The organism is Paenibacillus sp. PvR098 (assembly GCF_017833255.1).
GTDB lineage: Bacteria > Bacillota > Bacilli > Paenibacillales > NBRC-103111 > Paenibacillus_G.
On record NZ_JAFIBU010000001.1, the window covers coordinates 4234627 to 4251077 of the forward strand.

At 44.8% G+C, this 16451-nt stretch carries 18 protein-coding genes, 1 pseudogene and 1 riboswitch; of the genes and pseudogenes, 9 read left to right on the forward strand and 10 right to left on the reverse strand.

The features are described from left to right. The first annotated feature begins 59 nt into the window (after positions 1 to 59). Positions 60 to 1420 (forward strand): IS3 family transposase gene (locus JOE45_RS20970; RefSeq protein WP_210022523.1). Its coding sequence is split into 2 segments (ribosomal slippage): positions 60 to 516 and positions 516 to 1420, totalling 1362 coding nucleotides; the frame shifts between segments, so codons are not numbered across the junction. Between the two features lie 69 nt (positions 1421 to 1489). Here JOE45_RS20970 and JOE45_RS20975 read toward each other — a convergent pair. Then, a complete protein-coding gene (locus tag JOE45_RS20975) occupies positions 1490 to 1699 on the reverse strand; it encodes a hypothetical protein (RefSeq protein ID WP_210022522.1) in 210 nt (69 codons plus the stop codon). A gap of 95 nt (positions 1700 to 1794) precedes the next feature. Next, positions 1795 to 3231, reverse strand: coding sequence for a MocR-like pyridoxine biosynthesis transcription factor PdxR (pdxR, locus tag JOE45_RS20980; protein ID WP_210022521.1), 1437 nt, complete (start codon positions 3229 to 3231; stop codon positions 1795 to 1797). Between the two features lie 231 nt (positions 3232 to 3462). Between pdxR and JOE45_RS20985 the strand changes: the two genes are divergently transcribed. Beyond that, positions 3463 to 4410, forward strand: coding sequence for a carbon-nitrogen hydrolase family protein (locus JOE45_RS20985; protein ID WP_210022520.1), 948 nt, complete (start codon positions 3463 to 3465; stop codon positions 4408 to 4410). A 173-nt stretch (positions 4411 to 4583) separates the two neighbouring features. Further along, a complete protein-coding gene (locus tag JOE45_RS20990; RefSeq protein ID WP_210022519.1) occupies positions 4584 to 5039 on the forward strand; it encodes a beta propeller repeat protein in 456 nt (151 codons plus the stop codon). A 262-nt stretch (positions 5040 to 5301) separates the two neighbouring features. Here the strand turns inward: JOE45_RS20990 and JOE45_RS23720 are convergent, their stop codons facing one another. The 3 genes and pseudogenes from JOE45_RS23720 to JOE45_RS21000 all read right to left on the reverse strand — a co-directional run bounded on the left by JOE45_RS23720 (position 5302) and on the right by JOE45_RS21000 (position 6365). After that, the gene (locus tag JOE45_RS23720) at positions 5302 to 5604 is read right to left on the reverse strand and encodes a hypothetical protein (protein ID WP_245247105.1); all 303 of its coding nucleotides are present in this window, start codon (positions 5602 to 5604) and stop codon (positions 5302 to 5304) included. Between the two features lie 7 nt (positions 5605 to 5611). Further along, a pseudogene (locus tag JOE45_RS24300) lies at positions 5612 to 5773 on the reverse strand (ankyrin repeat domain-containing protein); the annotation flags it as partial. A gap of 166 nt (positions 5774 to 5939) precedes the next feature. After that, the gene (locus JOE45_RS21000; protein WP_210022517.1) at positions 5940 to 6365 is read right to left on the reverse strand and encodes an ankyrin repeat domain-containing protein; all 426 of its coding nucleotides are present in this window, start codon (positions 6363 to 6365) and stop codon (positions 5940 to 5942) included. A gap of 300 nt (positions 6366 to 6665) precedes the next feature. On the opposite strand from JOE45_RS21000, the gene JOE45_RS21005 reads away from it, so the two are divergent. Then, on the forward strand, positions 6666 to 7097 hold the full coding sequence (locus JOE45_RS21005) for a BlaI/MecI/CopY family transcriptional regulator (RefSeq protein WP_210022516.1): 432 nt from the start codon (positions 6666 to 6668) through the stop codon (positions 7095 to 7097). Continuing rightward, positions 7094 to 7960, forward strand: a complete 867-nt coding sequence (locus JOE45_RS21010) for a M56 family metallopeptidase (protein WP_210022515.1) — start codon at positions 7094 to 7096, stop codon at positions 7958 to 7960. The genes JOE45_RS21005 and JOE45_RS21010 overlap by 4 nt, the downstream gene beginning before the upstream one ends. A 120-nt stretch (positions 7961 to 8080) precedes the next feature. Here JOE45_RS21010 and JOE45_RS21015 read toward each other — a convergent pair whose 3' ends face one another. Then, positions 8081 to 8422 (reverse strand): four-helix bundle copper-binding protein, encoded by a 342-nt coding sequence (locus JOE45_RS21015; RefSeq protein ID WP_210022514.1) that lies wholly within the window; start codon positions 8420 to 8422, stop codon positions 8081 to 8083. 138 nt (positions 8423 to 8560) lie between these two features. Beyond that, complete coding sequence (locus JOE45_RS21020; RefSeq protein WP_210022513.1) at positions 8561 to 9199, reverse strand: hypothetical protein; 639 nt, start codon at positions 9197 to 9199, stop codon at positions 8561 to 8563. A 235-nt stretch (positions 9200 to 9434) separates the two neighbouring features. Between JOE45_RS21020 and JOE45_RS21025 the strand changes: the two genes are divergently transcribed. Both JOE45_RS21025 and JOE45_RS21030 read left to right on the forward strand, forming a co-directional pair. After that, entirely contained in the window at positions 9435 to 9635 is a 201-nt protein-coding gene (locus JOE45_RS21025) for a cation transporter (RefSeq protein WP_210022512.1), read from the forward strand. Between the two features lie 48 nt (positions 9636 to 9683). Then, entirely contained in the window at positions 9684 to 12113 is a 2430-nt protein-coding gene (locus JOE45_RS21030) for a heavy metal translocating P-type ATPase (RefSeq protein ID WP_210022511.1), read from the forward strand. A 78-nt stretch (positions 12114 to 12191) separates the two neighbouring features. Here JOE45_RS21030 and JOE45_RS21035 read toward each other — a convergent pair whose 3' ends face one another. Further along, on the reverse strand, positions 12192 to 12665 hold the full coding sequence (locus JOE45_RS21035; RefSeq protein ID WP_210022510.1) for a C40 family peptidase: 474 nt from the start codon (positions 12663 to 12665) through the stop codon (positions 12192 to 12194). Between the two features lie 5 nt (positions 12666 to 12670). After that, a riboswitch (cyclic di-AMP (ydaO/yuaA leader) is annotated at positions 12671 to 12806 on the reverse strand. A gap of 155 nt (positions 12807 to 12961) precedes the next feature. On the opposite strand from JOE45_RS21035, the gene JOE45_RS21040 reads away from it, so the two are divergent. Further along, entirely contained in the window at positions 12962 to 13291 is a 330-nt protein-coding gene (locus tag JOE45_RS21040; RefSeq protein ID WP_210022509.1) for a hypothetical protein, read from the forward strand. Between the two features lie 244 nt (positions 13292 to 13535). Next, a complete protein-coding gene (locus tag JOE45_RS21045) occupies positions 13536 to 14060 on the forward strand; it encodes a gamma carbonic anhydrase family protein (protein WP_210022508.1) in 525 nt (174 codons plus the stop codon). A 4-nt stretch (positions 14061 to 14064) separates the two neighbouring features. Here JOE45_RS21045 and JOE45_RS21050 read toward each other — a convergent pair whose 3' ends face one another. Together JOE45_RS21050 and JOE45_RS21055 are read right to left on the reverse strand one after the other, a co-directional pair. After that, a complete protein-coding gene (locus JOE45_RS21050) occupies positions 14065 to 14757 on the reverse strand; it encodes a response regulator (RefSeq protein ID WP_210022507.1) in 693 nt (230 codons plus the stop codon). Between the two features lie 31 nt (positions 14758 to 14788). Then, a complete protein-coding gene (locus tag JOE45_RS21055; protein ID WP_210022506.1) occupies positions 14789 to 16366 on the reverse strand; it encodes an ATP-binding protein in 1578 nt (525 codons plus the stop codon). Between the last annotated feature and the right edge of the window lie 85 nt (positions 16367 to 16451).

A 16451-nucleotide genomic window follows, 5' to 3' on the forward strand; every position in this document is an offset into this window, starting at 1 on the left:
GGAAATGAACTGCACCCCAATTGTTAGACACACATCTAACAATTGGAGGTGCTTTTCTTTTGGCTAAATTTACAGCAGCAGAAAAAATAAAAGCGGTCAAACGATATTTAGAAGGACATACAGGTTATCAAACAATCGCACAGGAAATCGGTGTACATGTTAGTAAACTACAGTATTGGGTGAAAAAGTATCAATATCATGGAGAAGGGGCCTTTATAAAAACCTATACAAAATACACTGCCCAATATAAACTAGACGTAATTAACTATATGAACGAACACGGGACGTCCATTATTGAAACGGCAGCGAGATTTAACTTGTCTTCCGAATCGATTCTTTGGAATTGGCAAAATACCTTAGACACACTAGGCTGGGCGGCCCTGGAATCAAAGAAAAAGGGGCGGCCAACGATGAAAAAAGATAGTCAGAAACCAACAAACAAAACTGCACCAGCAGAAGGTTCAGCAGAGGCTTTGCAAGCAGAATTAGAGCGTTTACGTATGGAGAATGCTTATTTAAAAAAGTTGAATGCCTTAGTTCAAAGCAAGGAAAAATCACCAAACAAGACAAAGCGCAAGTAGTCTTTGAATTAAGGCATGAATTTCCGGTGAAATCAGTACTCAAGCTAGCAGGGATTCCACGTAGTACATATTATTACTGGGTGAAAAACTTTGGGAAATCGGATCAAGATGTCGAGTTAAAAAAACAGATCCAATCCATCTTTGACGAACATGAAGGGCGTTATGGTTATCGTCGTATTCGGGATGAATTGGTGAACCGTGGTTATATAGTGAATCATAAAAAAGTACAGCGAATCATGAAAGAATTGAGCTTGAAGTGCGTTGTCCGTATGAAAAAATATCGTTCTTACAAAGGGACAATAGGTAAGATTGCCCCCAATCTCTTAGACCGTCAATTTACAGCGGAAAAACCAAATAAAAAGTGGGTAACGGACATCACAGAGTTCAAATTATTTGGCGAAAAACTTTACCTGTCACCTGTTTTAGACTTATTTAACGGAGAAATTATTGCGTATACAATCGCTTCAAGACCAACCTATTCCCTCGTCTCGAAGATGCTGGAGAAGGCATTTGAACGACTGTCAGAGAACGATGAACTCCTCCTGCATTCCGATCAAGGCTGGCATTATCAGATGAAGCAATATCGTCATGCCTTACAAGAATGGGGGATCACGCAAAGTATGTCCCGTAAAGGCAATTGTTACGACAATGCGGTAATTGAGAATTTCTTTGGTATATTGAAATCCGAATTCCTCTATCTAAAGGAATTTGAAAGTGTGGAACACTTTAAACAAGAATTAGCGAAATATATCGATTACTACAACCACAAACGAATGAAGGCAAAATTAAAAGGCATGAGTCCAGTTCAATACCGTACTCATGCCTTACAAGCTGCCTAATAACATAACCTTGTCTAACTTTTTGGGGTGCAGTTCAAAACCGGCTCCTTTTTGCGCTTTATGTTTTTGTTATTTCACTATATATAGGACCAATGCTAAATAACCGAGAACGATGGCAATAATATAGTAATAGGAAAGATTTTTAAAAATGCTGCTTGTTTTTTGGTCATAACCGGGATTCCCTTCTCTGTTTTTCTTGGAAAGACCGATCATGATCGTTGCTATCGTTCCAAATAACATAATGGTTAAGAAAATAATGTAATAGATATACAGAGGCATCGCATTCACCATCCAGCTTAGACTTATACATGGATCGTATCAAGAAATGGCTAGGTTGTAACCATCCAATCGGGAACATGTTGTCCCGTCCACTGTTATTGGCCGTGTCCTAAACTATCTGCAAAAGCGCGGATCCCCTTGTGGATGAACTCGGGATTTGGCCTTGAGAATGATAAACGGACATAGCCGGGTTCCGAGCCATAAACGCTTCCAGGAACAAAAATGACCCCGCGTTTAATCCCTTTCTCCAATAGCTTAAAATCATCCACTTTTTTTCGTATTCTGCACCATAGGTTTAGTCCTCCTTGGGGGGAGAAGTATTCGACTTCATCGTTCAGATGTTCATGTATAGCCGAAATGAGAAGGTTTCGCTTGGTTAGCAGCGATTGTCTCAAAGATGACATATGCTCTTCAAAATCAGCTTTGGATCCCAAAAATTGCGCCGCGATCCATTGGGGGATGACACTTAGCCCGAAATCCATTTGCTGTCGGGCATCCGCCAAGCGATGAACGACCGATTGCGGAGCAACCATCCACCCGATCCGTAAACCGGATGCAGCAATTTTGGATAACGATCCGATGTAAAGCACATTACCAGTCGTATCGTACGCTTTTAACGGCTTAGGTGATTGACCGTCAAAGGACGTTAAGCTGAAAGGATCGTCCTCTACAATAGGAATCCCTAAGTTCGCGGCAATGTCCAGCAGCTTCATGCGACGTTCCTGGCTCAGAATCGTGCCTGTAGGGTTTTGATAATTCGGGTTTAAAAAAATCATACGCACACGGTGCTGACGATATAAGGTCAAGATGTCGTCGGGTTCAATACCCTCGTCTTTGACCGGTAATCGGAGCAGCCGCAATCCTGCCGACTGAAACATGGGCAAGGAATAGCAATAAGAAGGATCTTCAATGGCCACCGCATCGCCTGCACTAAGCAAGCATTGAGTAATCAAAAATAAAGACTGCTGTGATCCGGATGTAATCAGAATCGAAGATGAGGTCGAATGGATATCATGATACGTTTGCAAGAACGAGACAAGCGTTTCCCTTAATGGCAGATAGCCTTTGGGATCGTCGTAACCCCAATGATCAAGATAAGGCCTCTCCTGCCATAGCTTCTGGAAAGCTTGATTAGGAAACAAATCGGTCGAAAGCTCGCCGCTGGCAAAATCAATGATCTTCGGATTTTTGCGAATTTCTTCACGAATACGCCGAATGAAGGGGATGTTAGGTAAAAAAGCACCGCTTTCTTCATATAAACGCCAATTTGCAGCATGTTTAGGGGCGAACCCCCATTTATTTCCGCTTACTCTGGTTCCGCAGCCAACAAGGCTTTCTACGAGTCCCGAAGCTCGAAGTTCCTCATAAGCTTGCACAACCGTACTCCGATTGACTTGGAGTTCTCCGGCAAGCTTTCTCTCAGACGGTAAGGTGCTGCCGGGAGGGTACTCGCCATAGCTTATTCGGCGTTCCATATATTCGGCAATTTGTTGATACAATGGCTTTTTGCTTGAGCGATCGGGCTTCCACATAGGGACACCGCCTAACTGTTGAATCGAATGGATTCAGTCCTATTATTTGGTATCTTAACACAAATCATGCGTGGAATTTGGTAATAATTTATGAATTCCTTTCGCGAGACACATCACATGACGATTGGATGGTAATAAAGGAGGATGATTGGCTGTTTACCATTTGTTTTAGCACGATATGATAGATATACGGACTTTAAGGAGAAAACACGATAAACGGAGGTCATCCCTATGGAACGTACGGCGCGTGTGGCGATAGTTCAGTCGGCTCCTATTCTTTTTGACAAGGCATCTGCTATGAAGAAAATAGCGGAGTGGACGAAGGAAGCGGCAGGGCAAGAAGCCCAATTGGTAGTATTTCCGGAAACGTTCGTCTCAGGCTATCCTCGAGGATTTACGTTTGGGACCCGGGTAGGAAGTCGAACGGGTTCGGGCAGAAAGGACTGGGCGAGATACTGGGAGAGTGCTGTAGAAATTCCGGGAGAAGACATGGATATTCTTGGACAGACTGCCTATGAAGCCGGAGTCTACCTTATTGTAGGAGTAGTTGAACGCGAAGCTGAGCTCGGCAGCTCAACCTTGTATAACTCCATGGTATACATAGGACCGGATGGCAAACTTCTCGGTAAGCATCGGAAGCTGATGCCGACGGGTGCGGAACGGCTGCTGTGGGGATCGGGAGATGGAAGCACACTTACGGTGATCCAAACTCCTTTTGGGAGAATCGGTGGATTAATCTGTTGGGAAAACTACATGCCTTTGGCGCGAACCGCGATGTATGCTAAAGGGATAGATCTATTCATCACTCCGACGGCAGACGCACGCGATACTTGGCAAGCCACAATTCAGCATATCGCCTGCGAGGGCCGGTGTTTTGTATTATCCTCCAACCAATATGCAACAAAAAGCACGTACCCGGATGATTTAGCCTGCCTGGACGAGCTTTCCGAGCAGCCTGACGTGTTATCCAGAGGCGGGAGCGCGATCGTAGGCCCCTTAGGAGAATATGTCACGAAGCCGCTGTGGGATCAGGAAGGGCTGCTGATTGCCGATCTGGATTTAGAACAGATCATCCAAAGCCGGTACGACTTTGATGTGATGGGCCATTATAACCGGCCCGATGTATTCCGGCTTACGGTGAATGAAAAGAAGCAGAGTATCGTTGAATTTCAACGTTAATGTATGGTTGTAGCACGAAGGACTTTAACTGATAGGGGTTAAAGTCCTTTTTGTGTTTTATACACCTATATTGAAAAATCAATACTCTTAACGGGCGGCACCGGATGATTTGACATGCGTGTTTATATTAACTACAATTTGTAGTGTAAATACTAGGTAAAGGAATTTTAGTCATGAAAAACAAAGGCAAACGTTCATCTTTTGGCATGGGACGGCTTTTCATCATCGTGCTTGACGGTATATTGGGACTTGTCATATGGGGAATGTACAATAAATCAACCGGGTCGGCTAGCGATAAACTGATCCCCGGCTCTAGCGATAACCATCCTCATGTATTCTCTTATGCTCCGGATGGAGAGACAGTTTGGCTTGGAACTCATACCGGCGTATATGAATGGAAGGATACCAAGTGGCAAAGGACTCTCCCGCCGCTAAGCCAGGACGATGTGATGGGATTGGAGATCGATGCTTCTAACCCGCAGCATATCATGGTGTCGGGTCACGGATTTGTAAAGCGGACCGTAGATGGTGGAGAAACATGGGAAACGGCTGAGAACGGACTTCCGAACCAGCCGAAGCCGGATGTGCCGGATGCGCATCAACTGACAATGAATCTTCTTTATTGGTAGGCGCTGAACATGGCCTTTTCCGCTATGATCTGGAAATGGAAGCGCAAAAGGAGACCAAAATTAGCAATGATCCCGCCTTTTAGCTTCTGACCTTGCCGGACGGGAATGTCATTGCGTTAACCGAAGGAGGATTCCTTCGCTCGAAAGATTTAAAGACATGGGAATCGATGCAGGTGGAATTGAACGGTGAAATGCCCTTGGGAATCAAAAGCTCTGCAAAAGATGCAAGCCGTTTGCTGATTGCCACAAGCGGGCTCAAGGTTTATGAAAGCAAGGATAGCGGGAAGACATGGACGCAAAAATAAATATAAATAACAAAAATAAGCTTAGTCAAAGCAGAGACTGCAGGACTAAGCTTTTGCTTTACAAATTGTCTATCTTCTGTATGAATTATCCAAGGAATAATTACAGCCGCTTGCGCTGCAAGGGCAAATGATCCATTTACATGTACTGCAATTAAGATAGCGAATAGAATCAATGCTCGCCTTACAGCTCCAACAGTGTGTATTAGTTTTACTGGAAAGTATCCGGAGCATACCTGCATTATTGCTAGCAAGCGCAGCACTTCTCGCGGTTTCCCCCTGGTTATTCTGTCGATCGATATTCGCGCCCGCCAGAATGAGTTCATACACCATTTTGGAATGACCGGCTTTGACTGCATGCATAAGGGCACTCGTACCCTCCGCATCAACCAAATTAGGACCGATTCCTTTTCTGATGAACATCAGAACCATCGAAATGGAATCCGTTCATAACCGCATTCACAAATGCATGATACGTCTCCTGTAAGTTTACAAAGCGTATCAATGCTTCCACTACTTGAATTAATCGACGTTCCACTGCAACGGAGAACGGATTTTGCCCATTTTTTAGTTTGGAATGCGGGTCGGCCCCGTACTTTTAGAGCAGTGAGGCCATATCGGATTGACTTTTTTGCAAGGAAGTCAGGAAGGCTTGGTTCATGTGTTCCTGCCCAATACTTTTTTCGAGCAATTTCTCGACCAACGCAGTCATTCGGTACTCAATAGCTAATTGAAAGGCCGATTGTCCAAACCCATTTTTGGTTTCCGAATCTGCTCCGTGATCCAATAGGAGAAGAGCTAGCTGCTCATTCTTTTTAGTGATCGCTTCGAGTAATGCTTTGTCCAGCTCTTGCAACTGTTTGCCATGAACAATAAAATATTCCGCAATGGAGTCCATCCCCAAGGATATTGTCTTTAGCAATGGAGAATTCCATGAATGGCTTCCTTGATCCGGATCAATATCAAGCTCAATCAACAATTGTATCATATCCAATTGTTTAGTGCCGATGGCCGCAGTGAACAACTGACTTCCGCTGCTAGATCAGTCCTCATTTGCCAGGCATGACCTCCAGACCGCTCTCTTTCGCTGTGAGGTTAATCTCTGGATTGGTAATAAGGCTTTGAACGGTGATTTACTTTCATGGTTTACGTCTGCTTGTGATTTTTCTTGTAATGTGGATAAAATAATCATATAAAATGGTTATGTAGAAGTTGTGATCGACCTTAGGCAAAAGTGGACGACTCATCGCGCAGATGATAAATACGATTTGACTTTACGTAGTGTAATATTCTACGATTTGTAGTGCGAGGGGTGGGATAAGATATGAAAGTGAAAAAATATAATGTGAATGAAGAAGGGCTGAATCATTTTTTCGGTCCGCTAGAGGCCAGGATTATGGAATTGCTCTGGTCTTCCGAAGGATTGACCGTGAAAGAAGTGCAATCGATTGTCAATGAAGAGCACCCCATCACATTCAATGCCGTCATGACGGTAATGAATCGATTAATTGAGAAGGGCCATCTCAAAAAACAATCTTCCGGACGCGGCAGAGGAAGAGTTTCTTGTTATTCGACTATACAGACCAAAGAACAATTCATAGCGGAGCAAACCAAAGCGGTTACGGAGGGACTCATTCAAGAATATGGGGATCTTGTGGTGAATCATATGGTTGATGCTCTGGAGAACGCTGACCCCGAATTGATTGCCAGGCTTCAAGAGAAAATAAGTGCAATACAAAGCAGGAAACCAAGATGAATATAATAGAAACGAAATGGAAGCCTAAACTGATCATTGTGTTTACGCTGCTGTTGAGTGTTCTCTTATTATCGCAAATGGGGCTTTTCATAGCTCATGAGGTATGGAATGTGGAATACCAATGGAATGTGTTCCAATATTGCCTTTCCGTAGTGAGTGAAAACTCGATTGGACATATAATCACCAAAGTTCTATTCTTTATGGTCATCTTGTACACCGTAACAAGAATGATATGGCGGGCCTTTAAGCAATGGTATTTCTCGGAAAAATGGCAGCGTATATTTCAGTCCAAAAAACATCACAAATTGACCAAAAAACTGAATTACAAGTACCGTCATTGGAAGGTTCATTTTCTCGTTGTTAACGACACGTCGTTTATTGCTTTGACCATGGGGCTCGTACGTCCCCAAATCATTGTGTCGACGGCCGTATTAACTTCATTCTCACCCAAAGAAGTGGATGTCATTCTGCAGCATGAACGATACCACTGTATCCATCATGATCCGCTCAAAATTTTCTTATCTACTTTACTTGTAGATGGGTTGGGGTATGTCCCGATGTTTAAAGCGTTCCATCAATACTACAAGACGCTAAAGGAAGTATTGGCCGATCGTTATGTTTTGAGTAAGACAGGCTCTGAATATGAATTAGGGAATGTTCTATTAAGGCTCTCACGAATTCGAACAGTTACCTATCCAGGTGTTGGTGTTTACTTCGCAGATGTGGCCATCAACTACAGGATTAATCAGGTACTGTACCCCGACAAATCGGTGCATATCCCGTTTCTTCAATTCAGACCTGCACTCGTTTCCATGTTTATCGTGCTAATTATGCCAAGTGTTGTATTGGGCGGATGTTCATAGTCTGGCACATAGATAATCCCGGTTAGAGTACGTGATGTACTTTAGCCGGGATTTTTAGTCTTTTTTGGTTAGACACAGGTAATAAAAAACGCCACACATGTGTGGCGTACATATCCTTGATTAGGCAACCATCTTGCGGCAGGCTTCTGCGCACTTTCTGCACATCTCAGCACATTCCTTACAATGATCATCCTCGAAATGATCGCAGTGTTCCGCGCAATGCTCGCATACACTCGCACACAACTCACAAATTGCTTTTGCATTCATACTGTTGCGGGCCATGTGTTGTGAAGCCAGTGAGCAGAGATCCGCACATTCACGGAGCATGCTGATACAGTGGACTCTTGCTTGGACATCGGGTTCCTGTAAACAGGCGGTGAAGCATTGTTCACATGCTTTCATGCAAGCAAAGCAGGCGTCGATGCATTGTTGAAGATGTTGCGGAATCACATACGTGTTCATAAATAGCCTCCTTTAATTTAACTACACATTGTAGTGTCATATCTTTCTTAAACAAAGTATAGGGACATGAAACATGACGCAGTTCTCTTTTGAAAGCCATTGGCTTATGGATAAGATGCGAACTTGGATTAGGGATGATTATCGTGCCTTTTCCTTTTTTACTTTCCATTTCATTAAGAATGGAGTTTTTTGCTCGTTCCCCACCCATTTGGTTACTCGTATCATGAAAGACGCTTGTCTGTCTGTTTCTGGATTCGTTTGGAGGAGAGATTGAACTTCTTTATTTAGTGCTTCTTCCCCTCTTATGTAATGAAGATGCCACGGTAGAAATACATGAAAGAACAGAAAATAAAAAGGTATCGAATACCATACATGCCAGCCCTTTTGAATAAGGAAGCCCGCTTTTACTAAAAGGTACTCGAATACTAGGGAGAATCCAACGAATAGGCTGGTGAGAATCCATTTATTTCGGGTTGTAACAAAATTTAAATACAATAAGGCAATGGAAGGTGGGGCAAGAGTAAACATGAATAAGTCAGGAATACCGCCAATCGAGGGATCTCCTGAATCGAGCAAGTCCAGTTGAAAAAAGAAAATAATATTCCCGATCCAGGCTAACAACCCCACAACTCCAAAGGTGATATACCATTCTCTCCAGGTAAGCTTTCTTTTGAACACGATGGAGCTCAGAAATAAAATGGTTCCACCAATATAAACAAGCCAAGCCCCTTTTGCGTGCAAATCTAACCGCTGTAACACAGCTCCCCAGTAGTTCATTGTCATAATCCCTTCCAATATGGTTCTTGTAGGTTTAATTTGCCCACTACAAATCGCTCTATTCACTAAGTATGAAAAGTGGTTAATTTATGGTATGGAGTGCACATGAAGCCTTCATTTGTGGGGAATGGTAAAAGAAAGAAAAAGAACGTTGACAAATATACTATAGGGGGGTATACTAAAATCATTAACCGATAACCTTTAACATCATTATATATAAAAGGAGAATTGAGCCATGACGAATGTTACATTAAAAGTAGAAGGAATGTCTTGCGGACATTGCGTGAATTCTGTTGAAGGAGCGATCAAGGAATTAGGAGCACAAGGAAAAGTGGATCTGACTAACCGTATCGTTTCCGTTGAATTTGATGAGACCCAATTAACGCTGGAGAGAATTAAAGAAGCGATTGAAGAGCAGGGGTACTCGGTTCAATAATAGAATGACCTGAGCGTCTGAGAAAGGTTAACGGAGAGGGTGTTGAGCGTGGATTCTGCAAGTGCCGGAACGAAGCAAGCCTCATTACAAATCACAGGTATGACCTGCGCCGCTTGCGCCAATCGGATTGAAAAAGGGTTGAGCAAAATCGAAGGCGTTGAGGGAGCGAATGTCAACTTTGCGCTGGAGAGAGCTACCGTTTCTTATGACCCGCAAAAAGTCGATATCAACCAAATGGAGCAAAGCATCCGGAAGCTTGGTTATGATACGGCCAAAGAATCGGCGGAGCTGCAGCTGGAAGGCATGACTTGCGCCGCCTGCGCGGTGAGAATTGAAAAGGGATTAAATAAACTGGAGGGCGTCACGAAAGCCACTGTCAACTTTGCGATGGAGACGGCTCATGTGGAATATAATCCGGTTGAAGTGTCCATAACGGATATGCAGAAGAAAGTAGAAAAGCTTGGCTACAAGGCAGTTCCTAAGCAGGAGGAGTCTGACTCCGGGACGCGCCGTCAGAAGGAACTCGCACGGCAGAAGCTGACATTACTCATTTCCGCCGTCCTGTCCCTTCCGCTGCTGTGGTCTATGGTAAGTCACTTTTCTTTCACTTCGTGGATTTGGATGCCTGAGCTTTTTATGAATCCTTGGTTCCAATTGGCTCTTGCGACACCGGTCCAATTCATTATCGGTAAACCATTTTATGTCGGTGCCTATAAAGCCCTTCGTAACAAAAGCGCCAATATGGATGTGCTCATTGCTCTGGGAACCTCGGCGGCTTATTTTTACAGCTTGTATTTGACGATCGATTGGGCATCCAATGCCCATGCCGGACACCACGGTCCAGCTATGTACTATGAGACAAGCGCCGTACTCATCACGCTGGTCATTCTGGGCAAGCTGTTTGAAACATTGGCCAAAGGCCGTACTTCCGAGGCAATTAAGACACTTATGGGACTGCAGGCCAAGACGGCGTTGGTCGTCCGTAACGGGCAGGAGATGCATATTCCCGTTGAGGAAGTAACTTTCGGCGATATGGTATTGGTAAAGCCCGGTGAAAAAGTGCCGGTTGACGGTGAAGTGATCGAGGGGATATCGTCCGTAGATGAATCGATGCTTACGGGAGAAAGCCTTCCCGTTGAAAAAAGAGCAGGGGACCGTGTAATCGGAGCAACAATGAACAAAAACGGTATGCTTCAAATTAAAGCAACGCGGGTCGGCAAGGAAACAGCGCTCGCTCAAATCATTAAAGTGGTGGAGGAAGCGCAGGGCTCAAAGGCGCCGATTCAGCGTGTGGCAGACGTCATCTCCGGTATTTTTGTTCCGATTGTTGTCGGAATTGCGATCATCGCTTTCGTTGTTTGGTACCTTTGGGTGGAACCTGGGAACTTTGCCGGGGCATTGGAGAAAGCCATTGCGGTACTGGTGATTGCTTGTCCTTGTGCGCTCGGACTCGCAACGCCTACGTCTATTATGGCCGGTTCCGGCCGCGCAGCTGAGCTTGGGATTTTGTTCAAGGGCGGAGAGCATTTGGAGTCGACGCATCGGATTGAGACCATTGTTCTGGATAAAACAGGTACGGTGACACATGGCAAACCGGAGCTTACAGATGTGATTCCAGCAGGCATCGATGAAATGACCTTCTTGAAGCTGGTGGGAGCCGCCGAGAAAAATTCCGAGCATCCGCTTGCTGAGGCCATCGTTTCGGGTATTGCAGCCAAAGGGATCTCTTTCTCCGAGACCGATGAGTTCGAAGCGATTCCCGGTTACGGTATTCGAGCCGTAGTGGAAGGCAAAGAAGTATTGGCGGGAACCCGAAAGCTGATGGCTAAATACGATGTTTCGATCGAACCGGTGTTGGAAACGATGGTGAAGCTGGAGCAGTCAGGCAAAACGGCGATGCTCGTTTCCGTTGATCGGCAGTATGCGGGGCTTGTTGCTGTGGCGGATACGGTTAAGGAGACGTCTAAAGAAGCGGTCGCCCGATTAAAGCAAATGGGAATTCAGGTGATTATGATTACCGGCGACAATGAGCGTACGGCTAACGCGATTGCGAAGCAGGTAGGGATAGATCATGTATTGGCGGAAGTGCTGCCCGAAGGGAAAGCACAGGAAGTGAAGAAGCTTCAGGATCAAGGCAGGAAGGTGGCTATGGTCGGGGACGGTATCAATGATGCACCGGCGCTCGCGGTTGCAGACATCGGAATGGCCATCGGAACAGGGACGGACGTGGCTATGGAAGCGGCGGATGTCACTCTCATGCGCGGTGATTTGAACAGTATAGCGGACGCGATGGCAATGAGCAGAAAAACGATGGCCAACATCCGGCAAAATTTGTTCTGGGCTCTCGCTTACAATACGCTGGGTATCCCCATTGCAGCCATAGGTCTATTAGCTCCTTGGGTCGCTGGTGCAGCCATGGCCTTAAGCTCGGTATCTGTTGTTCTTAATGCACTGCGTTTGCAACGAGTCAAAGTATAATCGGCCAAAAGATTCCAAAGCCCCAAAGCACCTTTTAAAACACAGGTGTTTTGGGGCTTTCCGTTTTACAGTGAACGTTTATTTCGAATTAGCCATCATATGTTGATATTGGTTGTCCGAGACAACCCTACGGGCGGTAAAATAGCGTTGGTCATAATAAGACTCGCTCAATTTGCTGATGCTAACCCCTTTTTTGCTGGCGGAGTGAGCGAATTTGCCGTTACCCACATATATGCCTGCATGTGAAATGTTTTTGCCGTTAATATTAAAAAATACCAGATCGCCAGGACGGAGATTATTTTTACTCACCCATACTCCTTCATTGGCTTGTGTTCTCGAAGTGCGCGGCAGATCAATGCCGAAGTGGTCATATACGGTGATAATAAAGCCCGAGCAGTCAAATCCGGTTGCTTTGGATGTCCCGCCCCATTGATATCGGGTACCTAGGAGATCTTCTACAGAGTCATTCAAAGAAGAACTGGCGGAAGCGGTTCCTGCTCCGATAGAAAAAAATAACACGGCTCCTGACAAAAACAACGACAACTTTCTCAAAGCGATATTGCTCCTTCCGGTGCCTACGAGGTTAGCTGGAGGGTTTGGTAGAAGGTTCCCCTATGATCCCTGTCATCCGAGATCAATTCACCCGAGTATGGATCCCCCGTTTTCCAATAGGAAATTCGGCATTGTTTTTAAAACTACTCTCTGTAGTTAGATGAATTTCGCTAAAATCCTTCCTTGTCACAAAATATTCAAAACATTGTGTCATCATATTGATTCATACATTCTTCACAGCTCCTACAAATCTATGGTTTATAATAGTACATATCTTATTATCTTAAGGGGTGATCATGATAGAACGTATAAAAGCGGCCAAGATCAGTCGAAGAAGATTTTTAGGTTCAACGGGAAAGCTCGTGCTAGGCATTGTTGGGGTGGAGGCTGCCGCAGGAGGATTATTTTATCACGCCGCCAAATCGAACAAAGGGGAGCAAGAAGAGCAGTCCGGGGAGAAACCGGGAAATATTGTGCTGCTCGGGGATAAAACCAAATTGGGCCATATCGTGGAGAATTTGATTCCAAAGGAAACCATATCGGCGGACCGCCGCCGCGGCCAATGGATGTATTTGAGCCTATGGAGAGAGAAGGGCAAGTGTATATCGATATTTTTAACGCAGTGAAAAGAGGGTAAATTCGTGAACGTATGGATCGGTTGGCACAAAGAATGATCTGCAATCCATCATGGGCTGCGGATCATTTTATTTGGGTTACTAAAATTACAAAAGTGCTTTACAAAAGTTGAATTATCTTACGTTGAATACGAAAAACCACATCGGTTATCCAATTCGCTATAATCAAAAATGTAACCGTTATCAATTGGAAGAGTCCTAATCATATTGCTCAAGAGAAGGAGGAACGACGCAGATGATCTTTTCGCTAGGCGAATATAAGCCGCAGTTGAATCCTACTGCATACATTGCCCCGGGAGCGCATTTAATCGGAAATATTACTATGGGTGCGGAGTCAAGCGTATGGTTCAATGCGGTGCTTCGCGGTGATAACGCGCCGATCATCATCGGCGAGCGAACGAATATCCAAGACGGCTCCACGCTTCATGTGGACCCCGGAGTACCTTTGCATATCGGAGAGCAGGTATCCATAGGTCATAACGTGATTCTGCACGGCTGTACGATCCATGATGGGGCATTGATCGGGATGGGCTCCATTGTGATGAACCATGCAGAAATCGGAGAACAAGCATTGATTGCCGCTGGCACCTTAATTCCGGAAAACAAAAAAATTCCACCCCGTGTTTTGGTTATGGGTTCTCCAGGAAAAGTCGTCCGGGAGCTCAATGAGCAGGATTTGCAAATGCTTCAATTCGTGTCCGAGCATTATGTCGGACAGAGCCGAAGATATTTGGAAGCCAAAATATTAGCCTATGAGTAAACGCTTACAATTTTTCGTTATAAACATACAGCTTGGTGGGACGCCCTTTAGTAGAGTATTTCAATTCAAGCATAAGCTCATCGATTTCACATAGAAATTCCAGGTATTTTCTTGTGGTTATGCGAGACAGCGAAAGCTGGTCCGCAATGTCTTGAGCGGACAGAGGCTGGCCGGAATTGGCGAGCGAGTCCCGAATCATTTGCAGCGTAATCGGATCGATTCCCTTAGGTACTTCCGTTTCGTTATCGCTGACATGCTTTTTATCTGCTTTGAGGTATATGGAATCGAGCAGCTGTTGGTTGAGGTTCGTATGCTGACGGAAGAGCAAATGTCTTTTTTTCAAGGTTTCCAGTGCGGAACGGAAGCGCTCAAAGTCGAAAGGCTTAATGATGTAGTCTACAATTCCAAGCCGCATGGACTCTTCGATAATTTGGGGATGATCGGCTGCCGTGATCAGAATGACATCGACTTCAATGAACTGGCGGCGGATTTCACGTAGAAGCTCCAACCCGTTCATGGAAGGCATGTAGATATCAAGAAGAATCACATCCGGAGCAAGCTCTACAATCAGCTCCATCGCTTCTTGACCGTTTCTGGCACTGCCAATACATTCCACCCTATCGATTTTGTTCAAATACTTTTGATTGATGCTCGATACCATTGGATCATCTTCAATAATCAACGCTTTTAGTAACAAAGTGAACCCTCCTGTATTTTGTTGGAGTCAATCAACGCTTGGGGATAGTTATCCAAAAAATGGTACCTTGATTTGGGGTGGAAGACACATCGATTTGTCCATATAGCACATGATCGATATGGTTCTTAACTAAATATAATCCGTAGCCTCTGTCGGAATGTTTGGTTGAATAATGTTTGTTGAATATGCGGTGAATCTTGTCTTCCGGAATTCCGTGGCCGTTATCTTCCACCATGATGACCCATTGGTCCTGCTGATCAAGCAAGGTAACTTCGATTTTTCCTGGGGGAGTGCCTTCAACAGCATCAAACGCATTGTCTATCAAATTGCCGAGAATCAAGATCATGCTGTTGGAAATCTCCTCAGGCAATGGCGGCAGATGGCTTCCGGGATCTATTTTTAACGAGATGTTTCGTTCCTCTGCTTGTTGAATCTTTCCAAGAAGCAGAGCCGAGGTTTTGGGGTCCAATATTTTGCGCCCTAAGAATTGAAGCAGCTTTTGCTGACTATTGGTGGTTTGTAATATGAACGACTTCGCTTCTTCATATTCCTGCAGCTCCAACAAACCGCTCAGGGTGTGAAGCCGGTTCATAAATTCGTGAGTCTTGGCACGCAGGCCCTCCATGTATTGCTTTACGCCAGTCAGCTCTTCTGCCAAGCTTCGCATTTCGGTGGTATCTCTGAAGGTAGAAACGGCGCCGACGACCTCATTGTTCACGACAATGGGAGCGCGGTTGACGATCACGGTTACATCGTTGACGGTATGTTCCGTATTGTACTCTTTCTCTTTCGTATCAATGATTTCGCTTAATCTGGATGAAGGAATAATCTCTGTTACATGTTTGCCAAGCGCATCACTGTCAAGCGATAGGATCTTTCGGGCCGTTTCATTGATCAAGGTTACTTTCCGGTGTTTATCTACGGCAATGACCCCTTCATGCAAACAGTCCAAGAGCGCTTCACGTTCCTTTACAATGTTAGCGATTTCATCAGGCTCCAGACCATACATCGTCTTTTTGATGCTCCTGGCGAGCAGGATGGATAGAAGAATTCCAAGTGCCAAAGCGATGGAAAGAAAATAGATGACAGAAATAAAATACGAATTCACGATTTTGTATATGTTGTTGTTGAACATGCCCACGGCGATTACGCCAATGACTTTGTCGTCCTTTTTGACGGGGACGAATGCCCGGATAGACGGCCCGGAAATACCGATGGCCTTGGAAATATATTCTTCGCCTGAAAGGGCGGGTCCATCATCTCCGCCGGTAAATCTTTGGCCGATCAACTCTGTATTATTATGCGTATAGCGTATGCCGTTAGAATCGAGGATCGTAATAAAACCGGCTTGTGTTTTCTCTCTTAATTCTTGTGATCGGGGTTGGAGGTAAGAGTTAGGATCGCCAAGCTCAATTGCTTCTCTGACATCCGGTAATTCGGCTATCATTTTGGCTACATCGAGCGCGCTGTCGCCGACAGCGTCTTCTACCGATTGAACAATGATTAAATTAAAAAGATAGCCGACACTCACTAGAATAGATAGCACCACGGTGAGCACTAACCCGATAATGCGAAGCTGCAGCGGGAGTTTACGCTTGATGAATGGCAACGGTTCTTTCCCCTTTTGGAAGATGTTCTCAATATTATATTCGAAAATTTTGAAATAATATACTATTTTCATACGTTAGGAGTGT

Bases quoted from the DNA above. Each gene is read 5' to 3' on its own strand.
- pdxR (WP_210022521.1), bottom strand. From the start codon at position 3,231: ATGTGGAAGCCCGATCGCTCAAGCAAAAAGCCATTGTATCAACAAATT.
- JOE45_RS21010 (WP_210022515.1), top strand. From the start codon at position 7,094: ATGAATATAATAGAAACGAAATGGAAGCCTAAACTGATCATTGTGTTT.
- JOE45_RS20985 (WP_210022520.1), top strand. From the start codon at position 3,463: ATGGAACGTACGGCGCGTGTGGCGATAGTTCAGTCGGCTCCTATTCTT.
- JOE45_RS21020 (WP_210022513.1), bottom strand. From the start codon at position 9,199: ATGAACTACTGGGGAGCTGTGTTACAGCGGTTAGATTTGCACGCAAAA.
- JOE45_RS20975 (WP_210022522.1), bottom strand. From the start codon at position 1,699: ATGCCTCTGTATATCTATTACATTATTTTCTTAACCATTATGTTATTT.
- JOE45_RS21005 (WP_210022516.1), top strand. From the start codon at position 6,666: ATGAAAGTGAAAAAATATAATGTGAATGAAGAAGGGCTGAATCATTTT.
- JOE45_RS20990 (WP_210022519.1), top strand. From the start codon at position 4,584: ATGAAAAACAAAGGCAAACGTTCATCTTTTGGCATGGGACGGCTTTTC.
- JOE45_RS21015 (WP_210022514.1), bottom strand. From the start codon at position 8,422: ATGAACACGTATGTGATTCCGCAACATCTTCAACAATGCATCGACGCC.
- JOE45_RS21045 (WP_210022508.1), top strand. From the start codon at position 13,536: ATGATCTTTTCGCTAGGCGAATATAAGCCGCAGTTGAATCCTACTGCA.
- JOE45_RS21040 (WP_210022509.1), top strand. From the start codon at position 12,962: ATGATAGAACGTATAAAAGCGGCCAAGATCAGTCGAAGAAGATTTTTA.
- JOE45_RS21025 (WP_210022512.1), top strand. From the start codon at position 9,435: ATGACGAATGTTACATTAAAAGTAGAAGGAATGTCTTGCGGACATTGC.